This is a genomic window from Bacillus sp. JFL15, from assembly GCF_001184225.1.
GTDB lineage: Bacteria > Bacillota > Bacilli > Bacillales > Bacillaceae > Bacillus > Bacillus siamensis.
On the sequence record NZ_KQ236689.1, the window covers coordinates 2,772,837 to 2,786,673 of the forward strand.

Genomic DNA, 13,837 nt, shown 5'->3' on the forward strand with positions numbered 1-13,837 from the left:
GAAAAAAATTGAAAATATGTGCTAGGATAAAATTCAAAGTAGGTCAACTGTTCAAATATGAAACAATCAGGAGTGATAAAACATGAGTAAGCTGAGGAGCCCGAGACAAGCCATCCAAAGAACCCTGATGAAAGGAAAAAACGGTCTGGACGTATACAATCCTTTTCCTTGGTACGAAAAAATGAGACGGGAAAGCCCCATTCAATTTGATGAAGAAACTAAGGTATGGAGTGTGTTTTTATATGATGATGTCAAAAGGGTCATCAGTGATAAAGAGACTTTCTCAAGCCTTATGCCAGACGTGAAAAGCTCGATTGCAAAGTCCATGCTGAATATGGACCCGCCGAAGCATACCCAAATCAGATCGGCCGTCAATCGCGCTTTCACTCCGCGCGTACTGAAGGAATGGGAGCCGAGAATTGAAGATATTACAGAGAATCTGCTGAAACAGGCAAAGAACAAAGGGCGGATTGATATCGTGAAAGATCTTTCCTATCCTTTGCCGGTCACGGTGATTTCAGAATTATTAGGCGTCCCGTCCGAATACATGGAGCAGTTTAAAAAATGGTCGGACATTCTCGTCAGCATGCCGAAAGATGCGAGTCCTGAAGCGGCGGAGAAAAATCAGCAGGAGCGTGACCAATGTGAGGCGGAGCTGGCGGCGTTTTTTGCGGAAATCATAGAAAGCAAACGAAAACAGCCCGGCCAAGACATTATTTCTATTTTGATCAAAGAGGAAGAAGAGGGGGAGAAGCTATCGGCAGAAGACCTGATTCCGTTTTGCAATTTGCTTTTAGTAGCGGGAAATGAAACAACGACTAATCTCATTTCAAATGCGGTTTACAGTATATTAGAGACGCCCGGCCTTTATAAAGAACTGAGACAGGACCCTTCTCTCATCGCGCAAACGGTGGAGGAAACACTGCGTTTTCGCGCTCCCGCTCCATTTGTCAGAAGGACGGTCCGGCATGATACTGAATTGTGCGGCCGCCGTCTGAAAACCGGGGATATCGTTCTTTGCTATATTGCATCTGCCAACCGTGATGAAAACAAATTTGAGCAGGCTGACGTATTTGATATTCATCGCCGGTCAAATCCGCACCTCTCCTTCGGGTTCGGTATACACTTCTGCTTAGGAGCCCCGCTTGCCAGACTTGAAGCGGAAGTTGCGCTGAAAGGAATTGTAAAGTCCTTTCCACACCTGGAGCCCGTCCGGATTGAGCCGATCCGAAACAGTGTCATGTACGGGCTGGAGTCTTTAGAAGCGGAGATAAACGAAAATAAGGGAGAGAAACAAAGATGAGACAAACACACATCGCCATTATTAATGTGGGCGCTCACGGCCATGTCAATCCCACGCTGCCCGTAGCCGAAGAGCTTGTCAATCGCGGGCACAGAGTGACATTCGCTACGACTGAGGAATTCGAGGCTTCCGTTGCCAAAACGGGTGCCGTTCCTCTTTTATACCGCACAAGCATTAAGGCGGATCCGAAGACGATAAAAGAACGGGTAAATAAAAATGACGCGTTTGTGATGTTTCTGGAAGAAGCGGTTGAAGTGCTTCCGCAGCTGGAAGAGCTGTACAAAGACGACCTTCCCGACATCGTCCTGTTTGATTTTTTAGCGCTTGCCGGAAAGTTGTTTGCGGATAATGGCGGCATCCCGGCCGTAAAGTTCTGCCCAAGCTATGCAATGAATGAGTATTTTCAATTAGGAAGAGACGAAGAAACGATGGAAGCCGCCAAACAGGCGATAGAAGAATATCAGGAGAAAATTGAAAATGAACAACTGAAACGGATGACGATGGAAGAGTTTTTCATGCCTGAAAAACTGAATATCGTCTTTATGCCAAGAGCCTTTCAGCCGAAACAGGAAACCTTTGATGAACGGTTTTGTTTTGCCGGTCCGTCCCTTGGGAAACGCACAAATACGGGAAGTTTGGAAATTGATGCGGCTGATGACCGTCCGCTTATGCTCATCTCTCTTGGAACTGCGTTTAACGCTTGGCCTGAATTTTACCAAATGTGTATCGATGCGTTTCGGGACTCAGACTGGCGGGTTATTATGTCAGTCGGCACAACAATTGATCCGGACAGTTTTTCGGATGTGCCCGATCACTTTATTATCCGCCAGCACGTTCCGCAGCTTGATGTACTGGAGAAAGCAAAGCTGTTCGTATCTCACGGCGGGATGAACAGTACAATGGAGGCGATGAATGCGGGTGTTCCGCTCGTTGTCGTTCCGCAAATGCACGAACAAGAGGTCACTGCAAAGCGCGTGGATGAATTGGGGCTCGGCGTGCATCTGCCGCCGAAGGAAGTCACTGCGGCGCGTCTCCAAAAAGATGTTCAGAAAGTTTACGGTGATAAAAACATCCTCAGCCGTGTGAAAAGCATGCAGCAGAAAATAGAAGAAACCGGCGGCGCCAAACAGGCTGTTTGTGCCATTGAAGAATTTCTGAAAGAGGCGTCCGTCGAAAATTGATTGAAAAAACAGGCAGCGCCGGACGGCTGCCTGTTTTGTTATATATTTTTCTTCATGCCGCATCTCCGGCATTCCCGCAAAAATTTTCCGCCCTTCACTGAGCTTTTAAACAGCGTATAGTCGCAATTATCACATCGGCCGCTGTGAACATCAGGATATTCATTGAACTCATAAATGACCGAAGTATCGTAACCTTTTGTTTCGAACTCTTTTTTTGTTTCCATGATTGAAAGTCCCTCCGCGAATCAAATCATTCTGCCCGGTTAATGATACAGCAACTGCACGGGGGATTCAACGGAGCATATCTTGATTTTCCCGGCTGATTGCGTAACAATAATAGAAATAAATGACGGCCTGCCATGGGGCGCCCGGCATCTGAAGGGAAGAAAAAACAGCGATGGGAAAAGGATTGAAAGGTAAACGGATTGCCATCGGCGGTTCGCGGAAAACAGAAGAGATCACAAGATTAATAGAAAAGCAGGGCGGAACGGCAGTCACCCGTTCCCTCCAAGGAACAGTATACTTGGCGGAGGATCAGATAGAACCTGACGTAAGAACATTTGCTGAGCAAAAAGCCGACTGGGTGATATTTACCACAGGCATCGGGACGGAAACGTTATTGTCCGTATCAGAAAAAATAGGTCTGAAAGAAGAATTTCTAGCGGCCGTACACGAAGCGAAAATCGGCTGCAGAGGCTATAAAACATATGCGGCCTTAAAAAAGCTCGGCATCACGCCGCAAGCCTCTGACGGAGACGGTACAACAAGAGGGCTGATCCGCTCCTTGGAACGGTTTGACTTTAAAGACAAAAAAGTCATGATACAGCTTCATGGCGAAAAAGCGCCCGTTTTAACGGAATTCTTCGAGAAAAACGGAGCAGAGGTATTCCCCGTTCTGCCTTATCAGCATATTCCGCCTGAAAGGGAGACGGTTGATAAACTGCTGGGAGAGCTGTTAAACGGCGAGGTTGACGCCGTATGTTTTACGACAGCCATTCAAGTGCGTTCTCTCTTTGATTATGCAAAAGAAAAAGGGTCCGCAAAAGAACTGCAGCAAGCTTTCGAAAACCATGTTCTTGCCGCCGCAGTCGGCAAAGTGACGGCAGAAGCGATCAAGGATGAAGGGGTGGAGAGGGTCCTTGCTCCGGACATTGAGCGGATGGGAGCGATGATTATTGAATTATCCCGTTACTATGAATCTCTGACCTTGTCATAAACAATCATTCAGCAGGGAAAAGCCTAAGCTTCCCTGCTGAATTTTTTTAATTGCCAGTGTTCCGTGAAAAGGGATGGATACGTTAAGGCGCTGAGTATGATACATGTAAGAAGAGCGGAGGCCATCGTTGTAAAAACGATCAACAGCTGAAAGCGCACCGCCTGTATCGGATCAGCCCCCGCTAAAATCTGTCCCGTCATCATGCCGGGAAGCTGAACAAGACCTAATGTTTTCTGGCTTTCCAGTGTCGGTATCATACTGAGTTTCATACTGGACGTCAATATATGGCGGACTGCCTGCTTAGGCGTTCCGCCGAGAGAGAGAATCAGCTGAATTTCTTCCTTCCGCAGATCCGCTTCCGAACTGAGCCGGTTTAAAAACAGGCTTGAAAGCACCATGGAGTTTCCGATGACCATGCCGCTTATCGGAATGACATATCTTGAAGTGAACGGAATGATATGAAGAGCCAGTAAAATTCCCTGTGTCACGATTTCCACAATAGCCAGTGTCAGAAAAACGCGCCAAAATGAACCGATCCGCATTTTTTTCCGTTTGGCGACATTATGCGAAGCGGCCGTGAGCATAAGAAGCACCATGAGTAGGATAAACACCGGGTGATCACCGTGGAAAATCAGCGACAGCACATAGCCGATGATGAGAAGCTGAATGACGGCTCTGACGGTTGCGATGATCATATCTTTTTCTACGCCGGCTTTAAAAGATTTAGACAGGAATAAAGCGATAATGACAAATACACTTGTAAATAACAGAGAAAGATAATCCATATCAGCATCCGCTCCCTTGTAAAAGCGCCCGGGCCTTTTCGTGTTTCGGTTCTTTAAAGAACGTTTTCGTTTCCGCGATCTCTAAAAGCCTGCCCTCGGCCATAAACCACACCGTATCGGATATCCGTTCCGCTTGTTCAAGATTATGAGTGATCCACAGGATCGTCAGCTGTTTTTGCCGATGGAGCTTTGTAATCAGCTTTTCGATGATGAGAACAGATGTGGGGTCCAGGGCCGATGTAATTTCATCGAGAAGCAGGATGGACGGCAGGCTGGCGAGGGTTCTCGCCAACGAGAGCTTCTGCCGCTGTCCGCCGGATAATTCTTTTGCATTCTGATCCAGAAGCCCGTGCGGAAGATCAGTGAAGTCTGCGAGCTCTTCAGGCGTATAGTGCTGTGTCCCGTGAAGTTTTTCTGCGAGCAGAAGGTTGTCCCGCACCGTGCCGTCGATGACGGGAGCTGACTGGAATGCAAGGCCCGCGGTTTTCCTGAGCTCTCTGATGTCCCAGCGCCTTATTTCTTTTCCGAATACAAGCACTTCGCCTTCATCAGGTGTATTCATCAGGTTGCACAGTGACAGCAGCGTGCTTTTCCCCGCGCCGGACGGCCCTATCACCGCCGTAATAGAGCCTTTTGGGATATGTCCGGTTACCTGGTTTAGGACATCAAAGGACGTATTGTTTTGTTTGAAACGTTTGCCGGCCGACAGAAAAGATATTGCCGGAATTTCTTCTTTCATACAGGATGACACCTTTCGTAAAAAAATCAGGAACCGGTGAGATCGGCTGCCGTTTGTTCCGCCGTTTTCGGGTCTGTCTGCCGTGAAGCGAATGTATGCATGACCATTCCCGCAATAATAATGAACAGTCCGGCAAACGAAAGAAGTGACGGAAACGCTGCGGATAAAAAGACGATCTCGCCGATCAGCACAAACAGAACCTCTCCGGATTGCGTCGCTTCAACAGCAGCGAGCTTCTGCGGCTCATTCCTCACCATATCGGTGGCGCGGAAAAATAACACTGTCGCGATAACACCCGAGCTGAGCGCGACGATAAAAGATTGAAATGTCTGCCCCATTGACGGAAGCCCGTCTCTTTGCCAGCCGAAAGCGGCGATCAGAAGCCAAAACGGAAGGCTTGCGAGCGTCATGCCGAGCACGCGCTGAAACGTGTCGAGTTTACCGCCGTATTGCTCCAGCATTTTTCGATTGCCGAGCGGATAGGCAAATGCGGCGATGACGACCGGCACAACACTGAATAGTATCGTGCGCCCGGACAGAGAGCCCGCATGCTGAAGCTGAATCAGGCCTGCTCCGATCAGGATGATGACGGAAGTAACCAGCGAAATCAGCGGGATCTTTTGTCTGACGGGAACCGGGCCCGCCGGTGAATCTTTTGTTTCATAGAAAAACGGCGACAGGAGCACACCCGCGACAATTGTAACCTGCCACGTGCCGGCGATCAGCCAGCCCGGCCCATATGCCGCCGCAAAGGTAATCGGGGCATAAAAAAGCACGAAGCCGGTAAAGCTCCACTTCAGCCAAAAAAACGGTTTTTTCCGGATTTCATGCCAGAGCGGCACCCATTTTCCTTTCGCATAAACGATCAGAAATAAAAACGGAACCATAAAAAGAAAACGCAGGGAAGAGCTCCACATCCAGTTTCCGCCGGAAAGCTCCATCGCCCTGTTTAAAATAAATGTGACTGCAAAAAACAGAGATGCCAATATTCCGAATATGATGGCTTTCATGAAATCCCTCATTTTGACACATATTTTTTTATACTATACTATTCACCGGCAGGCTTCGCAATGGAATATGTGAAAATAGCGTTTTAACAACTGATGAATGGGAAACAGACATATACGGAGGTGAACACAATGCAGAAAGAGGATATTGAAGTTCTTTATTTTGAAGATGACGGCCGCATTCCGAATAATCCGAATCTCCCGCTTGTCATTTATAAAGCGGTATTTAATGAAGAAACGGTACAGAAAGCGGAATCCGTCCTCCGCCGGCACGATTGGTCGAACAGCTGGAGGGGCGGAGTATTTCCGTATCACCATTTTCACAGCACCACCCACGAAGTTCTCGTCGCGGTAAAAGGAAACGCGGTTTTGAGGTTCGGCGGGGAACAAGGCGCAGACGCCGTTCTTCAAACTGGAGACGCAGCGGTCATTCCGGCCGGCACCGGACATAAAAAACTGTCGGCCAGTTCTGATTTCACCGTGATCGGGGCTTATCCGGGCGGCCGGCAGTACGATACAAAAACGGAGAAAAATGATAGAACTTCAGAAGAAATCAGCCGTGTCCCGCTCCCGGAATATGATCCCTTTACGGGAAAAACGGGCCCGCTTATAAAATTGTGGGAGAAATGACAGGGGAAAAGCGGATGGTCTGTAAAAAAATAGCCTAAAAGAAACGTTATTACACCCCCGCCATATAAATAATTTCATAAACGAAACAATTCACGTTCAAATTTTGTTCAAAAAGTGTTATTATATAAGAGTAATTCAAATTGGGGTTTTTTATGTTTGCTATTTTCAGAGAGGAAAAAGAAATTTTGACTTATTCAATTGTTTTTGTTGATATAAAAATAATACTGAATATGGCAAAGTGAAAAACTGGGTAGTAAACATTTATTTTTGTAACTGATTGTGCACGGATTCACAATCTTGCTTTTTCATGCTTTTCTGCATGAGAGGGGAAAGGCTACCCTTTCCAAAAAAATCAGCACACTGCTTATAGTAAAGGAGAATCGGATATGCCAGAAACAATCGATCAAACAAATGCATCTGTCAGCCAAGGCCAACGCGATCTTATTGATCAGCTGCTAAAACCTGAAGTTCAAGAATCACTGACTGTTTTAGTGGATCAGCTACCAAAACTGACTGAGTTAGTAAATATTTTAACGAAGTCTTATGATTTTGCACAGTCTGTAGCGACAGACGAAGTATTGAAGAGCGATACAGTGGGTGCGCTTACAGAAATTCTTGAGCCTGTGAAAGAAACAGCGAAAGACATTGCGGCTACTGCGATCGAAGCAAAAGACCGCGCGGATGCAAGCAATGACACGATCGGACTTTTCGGCCTGCTGCGCATGCTGAAAGATCCTCAAGCGCAAAAGCTGTTCCGTTTTGCTAACAGCTATCTTGAAATCATGAACGAAAAACAAAAATAATCTCAGATTCAAATTGATATAAAGGACGGAGGATATACGATGTCAAAACATATTGTCATTTTAGGCGCTGGTTACGGCGGAGTTCTTTCTGCTTTAACCGTTCGCAAACATTACAGTAAAGATGAAGCACGCGTAACCGTTGTGAACAAATACCCGACTCACCAAATTATTACGGAACTGCACCGCCTTGCAGCCGGCAACGTGTCTGAACAGGCTGTTGCTATGCCGCTTGAAAAACTTCTTAAAGGAAAAGACGTTGACATTAAAATCGCAGAAGTCAATTCTTTCTCAGTTGATAAAAAAGAAGTCGCCCTTTCTGACGGTTCTAAGCTGACTTATGACGCGCTTGTTGTCGGACTTGGTTCAGTTACGGCTTATTTCGGCATTCCTGGACTCGAAGAAAACAGCATGGTGCTCAAATCTGCTGCGGATGCCAACAAAGTATACAAACACGTGGAAGACCGTGTGCGTGAATACTCTAAAACGAAAAACGAAGCTGATGCAACGATTCTTATCGGCGGCGGCGGCTTAACAGGCGTTGAGCTTGTCGGTGAGCTTGCTGACATCATGCCGAACCTTACGAAAAAATACGGCGTAGACCATAAAGAAATCAAACTGAAACTAGTTGAAGCAGGTCCGAAAATTCTTCCTGTTCTTCCTGATGATCTTATCGAACGCGCGACAAAAAGCCTTGAAAAACGCGGCGTTGAGTTCTTAACAGGTCTTCCTGTTACAAACGTGGAAGGAAACGTCATTGATCTGAAAGACGGTTCAAAAGTCGTTGCCAACACATTTGTATGGACAGGCGGCGTACAAGGCAACCCGTTAGTCGGCGAATCAGGTCTTGAAGTGAACCGCGGCCGCGCGACTGTTAATGATTTCTTACAATCTACTTCTCACGAAGATGTATTTGTTGTCGGAGACAGCGCAGTATACTTTGCGCCGGACGGCCGTCCATACCCGCCTACAGCGCAAATCGCATGGCAGATGGGTGAACTTGTCGGTTACAACCTGTTCGCTTACTTAGAAGGAAAAACGCTTGAAACATTCAAGCCTGTAAACTCTGGTACGCTTGCAAGTCTCGGACGTAAAGACGCGGTTGCCATCATCGGAGCGAACTCTACTCCGCTGAAAGGTCTTCCGGCATCTTTAATGAAAGAAGCAAGTAACGTACGTTATTTAACACATATCAAAGGATTATTCAGCCTGGCTTACTAATCCTTCAAATGACACTGCCGACTTTCTCGGCAGTGTTTTTTTATGTCTGAATGTTAACGTGAACAGTCAGCACCACGGCTGATGCGCTGAATTTCTGTCTTCCGTCATCCGTCATCAGGGTTTCTTTCAGGCATCAGGCTGATCAATACCGGCTATATCCCGAATACATCTCAGACGAAAGACACGTTAATCGGGATTATAGGCTCCTTTTGCTGTGCGCCATGCTGATTATCGGTATGATGGATAAGCTGATAGACAGGCAGCATGCCGGGTCCGTTCAGGACTTACATCATGCAAAACCTCAACTTTAGTGATTTTATGGACTGTCCGTTAATGGTACAATAGAAATAAATGACAGTATACAGGGAGAAAGGAAAACCGATGGTAACCATAAAAGATATCGCAAAACTCGCCAACGTATCCCATACAACGGTATCCCGGGCACTGAACGGCAGCCCCTACATTAAAGAGCATACAAAACAGAAGATATTAGAGCTCGCTTCACAGCTGAATTACACACCGAATGTAAATGCAAAAAGCCTTGCCATGCAAAAGTCCCATACGATCGGACTGTTTTTTACAAGCATCACAAACGGAACTTCACACAGCTTTTTTTCCGATACCATCAAAGGAGTAAACCGCACAATCAGCGAGGATTACAATTTGTTCGTCCGCGCGATTGACGACCTGAAAAGCTTTGAAACCATTACGCCCATGAGATATGACGGAATCATCTTAATGAGCCAAAGCGACAGTGATAATTCCTTTATTTATCATATCCGTGAGAAAAACATCCCGCTCGTCGTGCTGAACCGGGACATTGATGACCGGAGCATCACGAATATCCTGTCAAACGATAAAGAAGGCTCCAGACAGGCGGTCGACTGCCTGATCGCAAACGGACACAGAGATATCGCGATCATTGAGGGAAAAGAAGGATTCAGGTCAACTTCTCAGCGGAAAGAAGGCTATTTGTCATCTTTAATTGATCATTCTATTCCGATTAAGCAAGAATACAGTGTAAAAGGCCGCTACGATATGGAGAGCGGCAGTCAGGCGATGGAAAAACTCTTGGCGCTTCAATCACCGCCTACCGCTGTTTTTTGTTCAAATGATGATATGGCGATCGGAGCGATGAACGCCATTTTCGCCAAAGGTCTGAACGTTCCCGAAGACATATCCGTCATTGGGTTTGATGACATCGGCATTTCACAATACATGACGCCGAGGCTTTCGACCGTAAAACGCCCGGTTGAAAAAATCAGTATCCTCGGCGCAGAGAAGATTCTGGCGCTTATCGCTGATCCGAATACGGCGGCGAGAAAAATATATGAAAACACTGAGGTGATGATAAGAGATTCAATCAAAAAACTCACATAAACTGCCCGTCTGAATATCCGGGTTTTTTGTACAAAAAATGTTAACGTGTGTATAAATGCAGCAGGAGGCAGAAAGCTTGTGGCAGATACATTCAATATCCTGAAAAATTCCTTCAGCTCGGTGAAGGCAATTTCTTGCGGGCTTTATCAGTCCCGTGTGACGTTATAAGGGAACAGGCGATCCGTGAAAGGGTTGCTTTTTTGTTTTGGAATGAATTGTGAGAATGGGAAGTGCGAAAATGCAGTCAGAAGAAAAGTGTTACTGCATACTTGATTAAGTTATAATTTGGAATGACGCTGTAAAGAGCAATCAAAACGGAATGGTTTTTAATAGCGACATTTTTTCTGCTGCAATGAACCTCGTAACGTTTCATTTCTGGTAATGAAAATGTCAGGTCGCAATCGTCTTATCTTTTTCCCAGACTAATCGGCATATTTGAAAAACTAGAATGTAAATGGAGGGTGATTTGACATGGATCAGGTTATTTTTGTGATTTCAATGCTCGCTTTAGGAGTTACACTGGTGACATTTTTCGGAATGATTTTGAATGACGGATTAAGAGGAGTATTAAACTTCTCAAGAAAACCCGTAAAATTTATGACCGGATCATTTCTGGTATACATTGTCGCGTTTGCTGTTTATATTTTAATAAGTGTAAGGTAATAATAGAGGTGCCTCATTGGGGGGATTTCCTAAATAAAAAAGCGTTCCTATAAAGGACGCTTTTTTTATATTAATTTTATTCCGCTGATCAAAATGATCGCCGCCATTACAAACTGCAGCGGGCGCGGAGAGAATTTCGGCGAAAAGAAGCTGCCGAGGAGCACACCCGGTACGGAGCCGAGCAGAAGATTCAATACGAGCAGATAATCGACGCTGCCGAAGCTTGCGTTTAACAGACCTGCGGCCGTTACGAGCAGAAAGGCATGTGCGATATCTGTTCCCACCACTTCTGCAGTTTTCATTCTGAACAGGTACAGCATGGCGATCGCGAATAATGAGCCGGACCCGATAGATGTCAAGCCGACGATGAAACCGAAAATGACGCCGATCAGTATCATAAGTGTCCGTTTTTCTTCAAGCGTTTTTTGCTGCCAGCGGTTCGGCCGCAGTTTTTTATCGAAAAAAAGGCGGGCGATAATGGAAATGGCGACAAGAGTCAGCACGTAGCCGAGCGCCTGTTTGATAATCTGCTCCTGATGCTGGTGAAAAGCGGGAAACAGGTGAAGAATGCCGATGGCGGCTGTTGCGCTGGGAATACTTCCGAGCGCCAAGTAGCCGACAAGTTTAAAATGAACGGTGCGCTGCTTCCAATGAGAAACGACACCGAACAGTTTGGTGATGGAGTTATATAAAAGGTCCGTGCCGACGGCAATTGACGGGTTGATTCCCAAAACGATCAGTAAAGGAGTCAAAAGCGCCGCTCCTCCCACACCCGTCAATCCGACCAGCGTTCCGACAATGAACCCCATAAACACAATGCTTACAGTCATCTGTGTGCCCCCTGAATAATCCTACTATTTTTATCAGATTATATATGATTAAGGGGCGATTATCAATTAAATTTTCGGAAAATTTTATACAGAACAAAAAAATCCGCCAGCCTGCTGTTATTTCGCAGACCGGCGGATGGCCGGATTATGATTTTTGCTGGTAAAACGGAAGTTCCGTGTGGCCCATTTCTCTTACATACACGAAAAGATTGCCTTTATGATGAATTTCATGTTCCATCGCAAGCTGAAGGAGAGCGGAGCCGGTAATTTTTCTGCCGAAAGAGGCAGTCAGGTCAATTTCGCGGTTCAGCTGCTCTTCAGTCAGCTGTGACAGGATGTCTGTCGTTTTTTCAGTACATGCTTCCGCCAGTTTGACGAGGTCTGTTTCCGCTTCTTCTTTCGGCTTGTTCTGGATGGCTGATCCGTCTCCGTCTTTAATGACGTTTGCAAACATGAGAAAAGAATAAACGATGTGTTTTACAAGTTCCTGAGCGGACATTGATGTCTCTGCCGGCTTGTAATCGTAATGTTCGCGGCTGATTTTTTCCGCCAGCTCAATCGTCACGTTTCGATGTGACAGAAAGTGGCTGACCAATTGATTTTGTGCTGTCATGTGAAAACCCCCATTTGATCAAGAATTAAAATGATGCAAGGATATGCTATATCAACGGCACGGAAGAAACAAGCAATAAGCTCTTGATGAAGATAAATCGTTGCGGATTTCCGAAATTCGACAATTGCGGTCTTTTTGCGTTCTTCTTTTTCTAGCAAATATGATAAAATATGACATATCTCGGTCATTCCAAAAGGGGGGATTAATTGAGGATGAAGCAGACTATTCCGTCCTCTTTTGTCGGGCTCAAAATTAATGAATGGTATACCCATATCCGGCAGTTTCACGTTCTTGAGGCGGAGCGCGTCAAACGTGAAGTAGAGAGAGAGATCGAGGATATGGAAGAAGATCAGGATCTGCTGCTGTATTATTCATTAATGGAATTCAGACACCGCGTCATGCTGGATTACATTAAGCCCTTAAAGGAGGACCCTTCTCAGCCTGAGTTTTCAGAATTATTGGAAGACATTGAAGGCAGCCAGTATAAGCTGACAGGACTGCTTGATTACTATTTTAATTTTTTTCGAGGAATGTATGAATTTAAACAGAAGATGTTCCTAAACGCCATGATGTATTACAAACGGGCTGAAAAAAACCTTGCACTCGTTTCTGATGATATCGAGAAAGCTGAGTTTGCTTTTAAAATGGCCGAGATATTTTACAACCTGAAACAAACCTACGTCTCCATGAGTTATGCCGTACAAGCCCTTGAAACGTACCAATCGTATGAGACGTACAACGTCCGCAGAATCCAATGTGAATTCGTTATTGCAGGGAATTATGATGACATGCAGTATCCAGAAAGAGCATTGCCCCACTTAGAACTTGCTTTAGATCTTGCGAAACAAGAAGGCAATCCCCGTCTTATTAGTTCAGCCTTATATAATCTCGGAAACTGCTATGAAAAAATGGGAGACCTCTCTAAAGCAGCCGAATATTTTGAGACATCTGTTTCCATTTGCAAGTCAGAAAAGTTCGATAATCTTCCGCATTCTATTTACTCATTAACACAGGTCCTTTATAAACAGAACACCACTGCCGAAGCAGAGAAGCAATACCGCCTCGGGCTTAGTATCGCCCGCGAATACAATGATGAATTGTTTGTCAAGCTGTTTCAATTTTTACATGCGTTATACGGTAAGATGGATAACGCATGCGTCAGGCACACCTTTGAGTTTCTGGAGGAACACATGCTGTATCCGTATGTTGAAGAATTGGCGCATGACGCAGCTAAATTTTACATGGAGCACGGACAGCCTGAAAAAGCGCTCACGTTTTATGAAAAAATGGTGCACGCCCAAAAACAAATCCAGAGAGGAGATTGTCTATATGAAATCTAAACTGTTGTCAGGATTGCTGCTTGTTGCTGTCGGGTTCAGCTTTACACAGGGAATCGGCCATGAAAGCCATTTGGAAAACCAAGCGGACGGCACATTTCATATTGCCGCGCGCAACCAAACATAAGTAAA

At 45.7% G+C, this 13,837-nt stretch carries 16 protein-coding genes; 10 read left to right on the top strand and 6 right to left on the bottom strand.

Features of this window, described 5'->3' with window-relative positions; genetic code table 11:
• Positions 1–82 precede the first annotated feature (82 nt).
• Positions 83–1,303 carry a cytochrome P450 gene (locus AD710_RS13945; RefSeq protein WP_049628298.1) on the top strand — a complete coding sequence of 407 codons (1,221 nt, stop codon included), beginning with the start codon at positions 83–85 and terminating at the stop codon, positions 1,301–1,303.
• On the top strand, positions 1,300–2,484 hold the full coding sequence (locus AD710_RS13950) for a macrolide family glycosyltransferase (protein ID WP_016936480.1): 1,185 nt from the start codon (positions 1,300–1,302) through the stop codon (positions 2,482–2,484). The genes AD710_RS13945 and AD710_RS13950 overlap by 4 nt, the downstream gene beginning before the upstream one ends.
• A 38-nt stretch (positions 2,485–2,522) precedes the next feature.
• Here the strand turns inward: AD710_RS13950 and AD710_RS13955 are convergent, their stop codons facing one another.
• Positions 2,523–2,708, bottom strand: coding sequence for a DUF8096 family protein (locus AD710_RS13955; protein ID WP_003154919.1), 186 nt, complete (start codon positions 2,706–2,708; stop codon positions 2,523–2,525).
• Positions 2,709–2,881: 173 nt separating this feature from the next.
• Between AD710_RS13955 and AD710_RS13960 the strand changes: the two genes are divergently transcribed.
• Positions 2,882–3,700 (top strand): uroporphyrinogen-III synthase, encoded by an 819-nt coding sequence (locus AD710_RS13960; RefSeq protein WP_049628299.1) that lies wholly within the window; start codon positions 2,882–2,884, stop codon positions 3,698–3,700.
• A 23-nt stretch (positions 3,701–3,723) separates the two neighbouring features.
• Here AD710_RS13960 and AD710_RS13965 read toward each other — a convergent pair whose 3' ends face one another.
• The 3 genes from AD710_RS13965 to AD710_RS13975 are packed head-to-tail and all read right to left on the bottom strand — an operon-like array spanning position 3,724 to position 6,234.
• Positions 3,724–4,485, bottom strand: coding sequence for an ABC transporter permease (locus tag AD710_RS13965; RefSeq protein WP_049628300.1), 762 nt, complete (start codon positions 4,483–4,485; stop codon positions 3,724–3,726).
• Between the two features lies 1 nt (position 4,486).
• Positions 4,487–5,224: an ABC transporter ATP-binding protein gene (locus AD710_RS13970; protein WP_049628301.1), complete on the bottom strand. Its 738-nt coding sequence runs from the start codon at positions 5,222–5,224 to the stop codon at positions 4,487–4,489.
• Between the two features lie 26 nt (positions 5,225–5,250).
• Positions 5,251–6,234 carry a DMT family transporter gene (locus AD710_RS13975; RefSeq protein ID WP_049628302.1) on the bottom strand — a complete coding sequence of 328 codons (984 nt, stop codon included), beginning with the start codon at positions 6,232–6,234 and terminating at the stop codon, positions 5,251–5,253.
• A 129-nt stretch (positions 6,235–6,363) separates the two neighbouring features.
• Between AD710_RS13975 and AD710_RS13980 the strand changes: the two genes are divergently transcribed.
• From AD710_RS13980 to AD710_RS14000, 5 genes are all read left to right on the top strand, one after another.
• Positions 6,364–6,861 (top strand): cupin domain-containing protein, encoded by a 498-nt coding sequence (locus tag AD710_RS13980; protein ID WP_049628303.1) that lies wholly within the window; start codon positions 6,364–6,366, stop codon positions 6,859–6,861.
• 386 nt (positions 6,862–7,247) lie between these two features.
• On the top strand, positions 7,248–7,664 hold the full coding sequence (locus AD710_RS13985) for a helical membrane plugin domain-containing protein (RefSeq protein ID WP_016936474.1): 417 nt from the start codon (positions 7,248–7,250) through the stop codon (positions 7,662–7,664).
• A gap of 39 nt (positions 7,665–7,703) precedes the next feature.
• Positions 7,704–8,882, top strand: a complete 1,179-nt coding sequence (locus tag AD710_RS13990) for an NAD(P)/FAD-dependent oxidoreductase (protein WP_016936473.1) — start codon at positions 7,704–7,706, stop codon at positions 8,880–8,882.
• A 381-nt stretch (positions 8,883–9,263) separates the two neighbouring features.
• Positions 9,264–10,262, top strand: coding sequence for a LacI family DNA-binding transcriptional regulator (locus AD710_RS13995; protein ID WP_049628304.1), 999 nt, complete (start codon positions 9,264–9,266; stop codon positions 10,260–10,262).
• 471 nt (positions 10,263–10,733) lie between these two features.
• On the top strand, positions 10,734–10,925 hold the full coding sequence (locus AD710_RS14000) for a hypothetical protein (protein WP_049628305.1): 192 nt from the start codon (positions 10,734–10,736) through the stop codon (positions 10,923–10,925).
• Between the two features lie 65 nt (positions 10,926–10,990).
• Here the strand turns inward: AD710_RS14000 and AD710_RS14005 are convergent, their stop codons facing one another.
• Positions 10,991–11,755, bottom strand: a complete 765-nt coding sequence (locus tag AD710_RS14005) for a sulfite exporter TauE/SafE family protein (protein WP_047475431.1) — start codon at positions 11,753–11,755, stop codon at positions 10,991–10,993.
• 145 nt (positions 11,756–11,900) lie between these two features.
• On the bottom strand, positions 11,901–12,368 hold the full coding sequence (locus tag AD710_RS14010) for a DinB family protein (RefSeq protein WP_016936470.1): 468 nt from the start codon (positions 12,366–12,368) through the stop codon (positions 11,901–11,903).
• A gap of 206 nt (positions 12,369–12,574) precedes the next feature.
• On the opposite strand from AD710_RS14010, the gene AD710_RS14015 reads away from it, so the two are divergent.
• Together AD710_RS14015 and AD710_RS19620 are read left to right on the top strand one after the other, a co-directional pair.
• The gene (locus AD710_RS14015; RefSeq protein ID WP_095240872.1) at positions 12,575–13,708 is read left to right on the top strand and encodes a Rap family tetratricopeptide repeat protein; all 1,134 of its coding nucleotides are present in this window, start codon (positions 12,575–12,577) and stop codon (positions 13,706–13,708) included.
• The gene (locus AD710_RS19620; RefSeq protein ID WP_016936467.1) at positions 13,698–13,832 is read left to right on the top strand and encodes a PhrA family phosphatase inhibitor; all 135 of its coding nucleotides are present in this window, start codon (positions 13,698–13,700) and stop codon (positions 13,830–13,832) included. Before AD710_RS14015 ends, AD710_RS19620 begins: the two co-directional genes overlap by 11 nt.
• Positions 13,833–13,837 lie beyond the last annotated feature (5 nt).

What these genes read in the sequence shown, in the direction of transcription:
- AD710_RS13960 (WP_049628299.1), top strand. Translation starts at nt 2,882, where the DNA reads ATGGGAAAAGGATTGAAAGGTAAACGGATTGCCATCGGCGGTTCGCGG.
- AD710_RS14010 (WP_016936470.1), bottom strand. Translation starts at nt 12,368, where the DNA reads ATGACAGCACAAAATCAATTGGTCAGCCACTTTCTGTCACATCGAAAC.
- AD710_RS13970 (WP_049628301.1), bottom strand. Translation starts at nt 5,224, where the DNA reads ATGAAAGAAGAAATTCCGGCAATATCTTTTCTGTCGGCCGGCAAACGT.
- AD710_RS13950 (WP_016936480.1), top strand. Translation starts at nt 1,300, where the DNA reads ATGAGACAAACACACATCGCCATTATTAATGTGGGCGCTCACGGCCAT.
- AD710_RS13980 (WP_049628303.1), top strand. Translation starts at nt 6,364, where the DNA reads ATGCAGAAAGAGGATATTGAAGTTCTTTATTTTGAAGATGACGGCCGC.
- AD710_RS13975 (WP_049628302.1), bottom strand. Translation starts at nt 6,234, where the DNA reads ATGAAAGCCATCATATTCGGAATATTGGCATCTCTGTTTTTTGCAGTC.
- AD710_RS13985 (WP_016936474.1), top strand. Translation starts at nt 7,248, where the DNA reads ATGCCAGAAACAATCGATCAAACAAATGCATCTGTCAGCCAAGGCCAA.
- AD710_RS13990 (WP_016936473.1), top strand. Translation starts at nt 7,704, where the DNA reads ATGTCAAAACATATTGTCATTTTAGGCGCTGGTTACGGCGGAGTTCTT.
- AD710_RS13955 (WP_003154919.1), bottom strand. Translation starts at nt 2,708, where the DNA reads ATGGAAACAAAAAAAGAGTTCGAAACAAAAGGTTACGATACTTCGGTC.
- AD710_RS13945 (WP_049628298.1), top strand. Translation starts at nt 83, where the DNA reads ATGAGTAAGCTGAGGAGCCCGAGACAAGCCATCCAAAGAACCCTGATG.
- AD710_RS13965 (WP_049628300.1), bottom strand. Translation starts at nt 4,485, where the DNA reads ATGGATTATCTTTCTCTGTTATTTACAAGTGTATTTGTCATTATCGCT.
- AD710_RS14000 (WP_049628305.1), top strand. Translation starts at nt 10,734, where the DNA reads ATGGATCAGGTTATTTTTGTGATTTCAATGCTCGCTTTAGGAGTTACA.
- AD710_RS13995 (WP_049628304.1), top strand. Translation starts at nt 9,264, where the DNA reads ATGGTAACCATAAAAGATATCGCAAAACTCGCCAACGTATCCCATACA.
- AD710_RS19620 (WP_016936467.1), top strand. Translation starts at nt 13,698, where the DNA reads ATGAAATCTAAACTGTTGTCAGGATTGCTGCTTGTTGCTGTCGGGTTC.
- AD710_RS14005 (WP_047475431.1), bottom strand. Translation starts at nt 11,755, where the DNA reads ATGACTGTAAGCATTGTGTTTATGGGGTTCATTGTCGGAACGCTGGTC.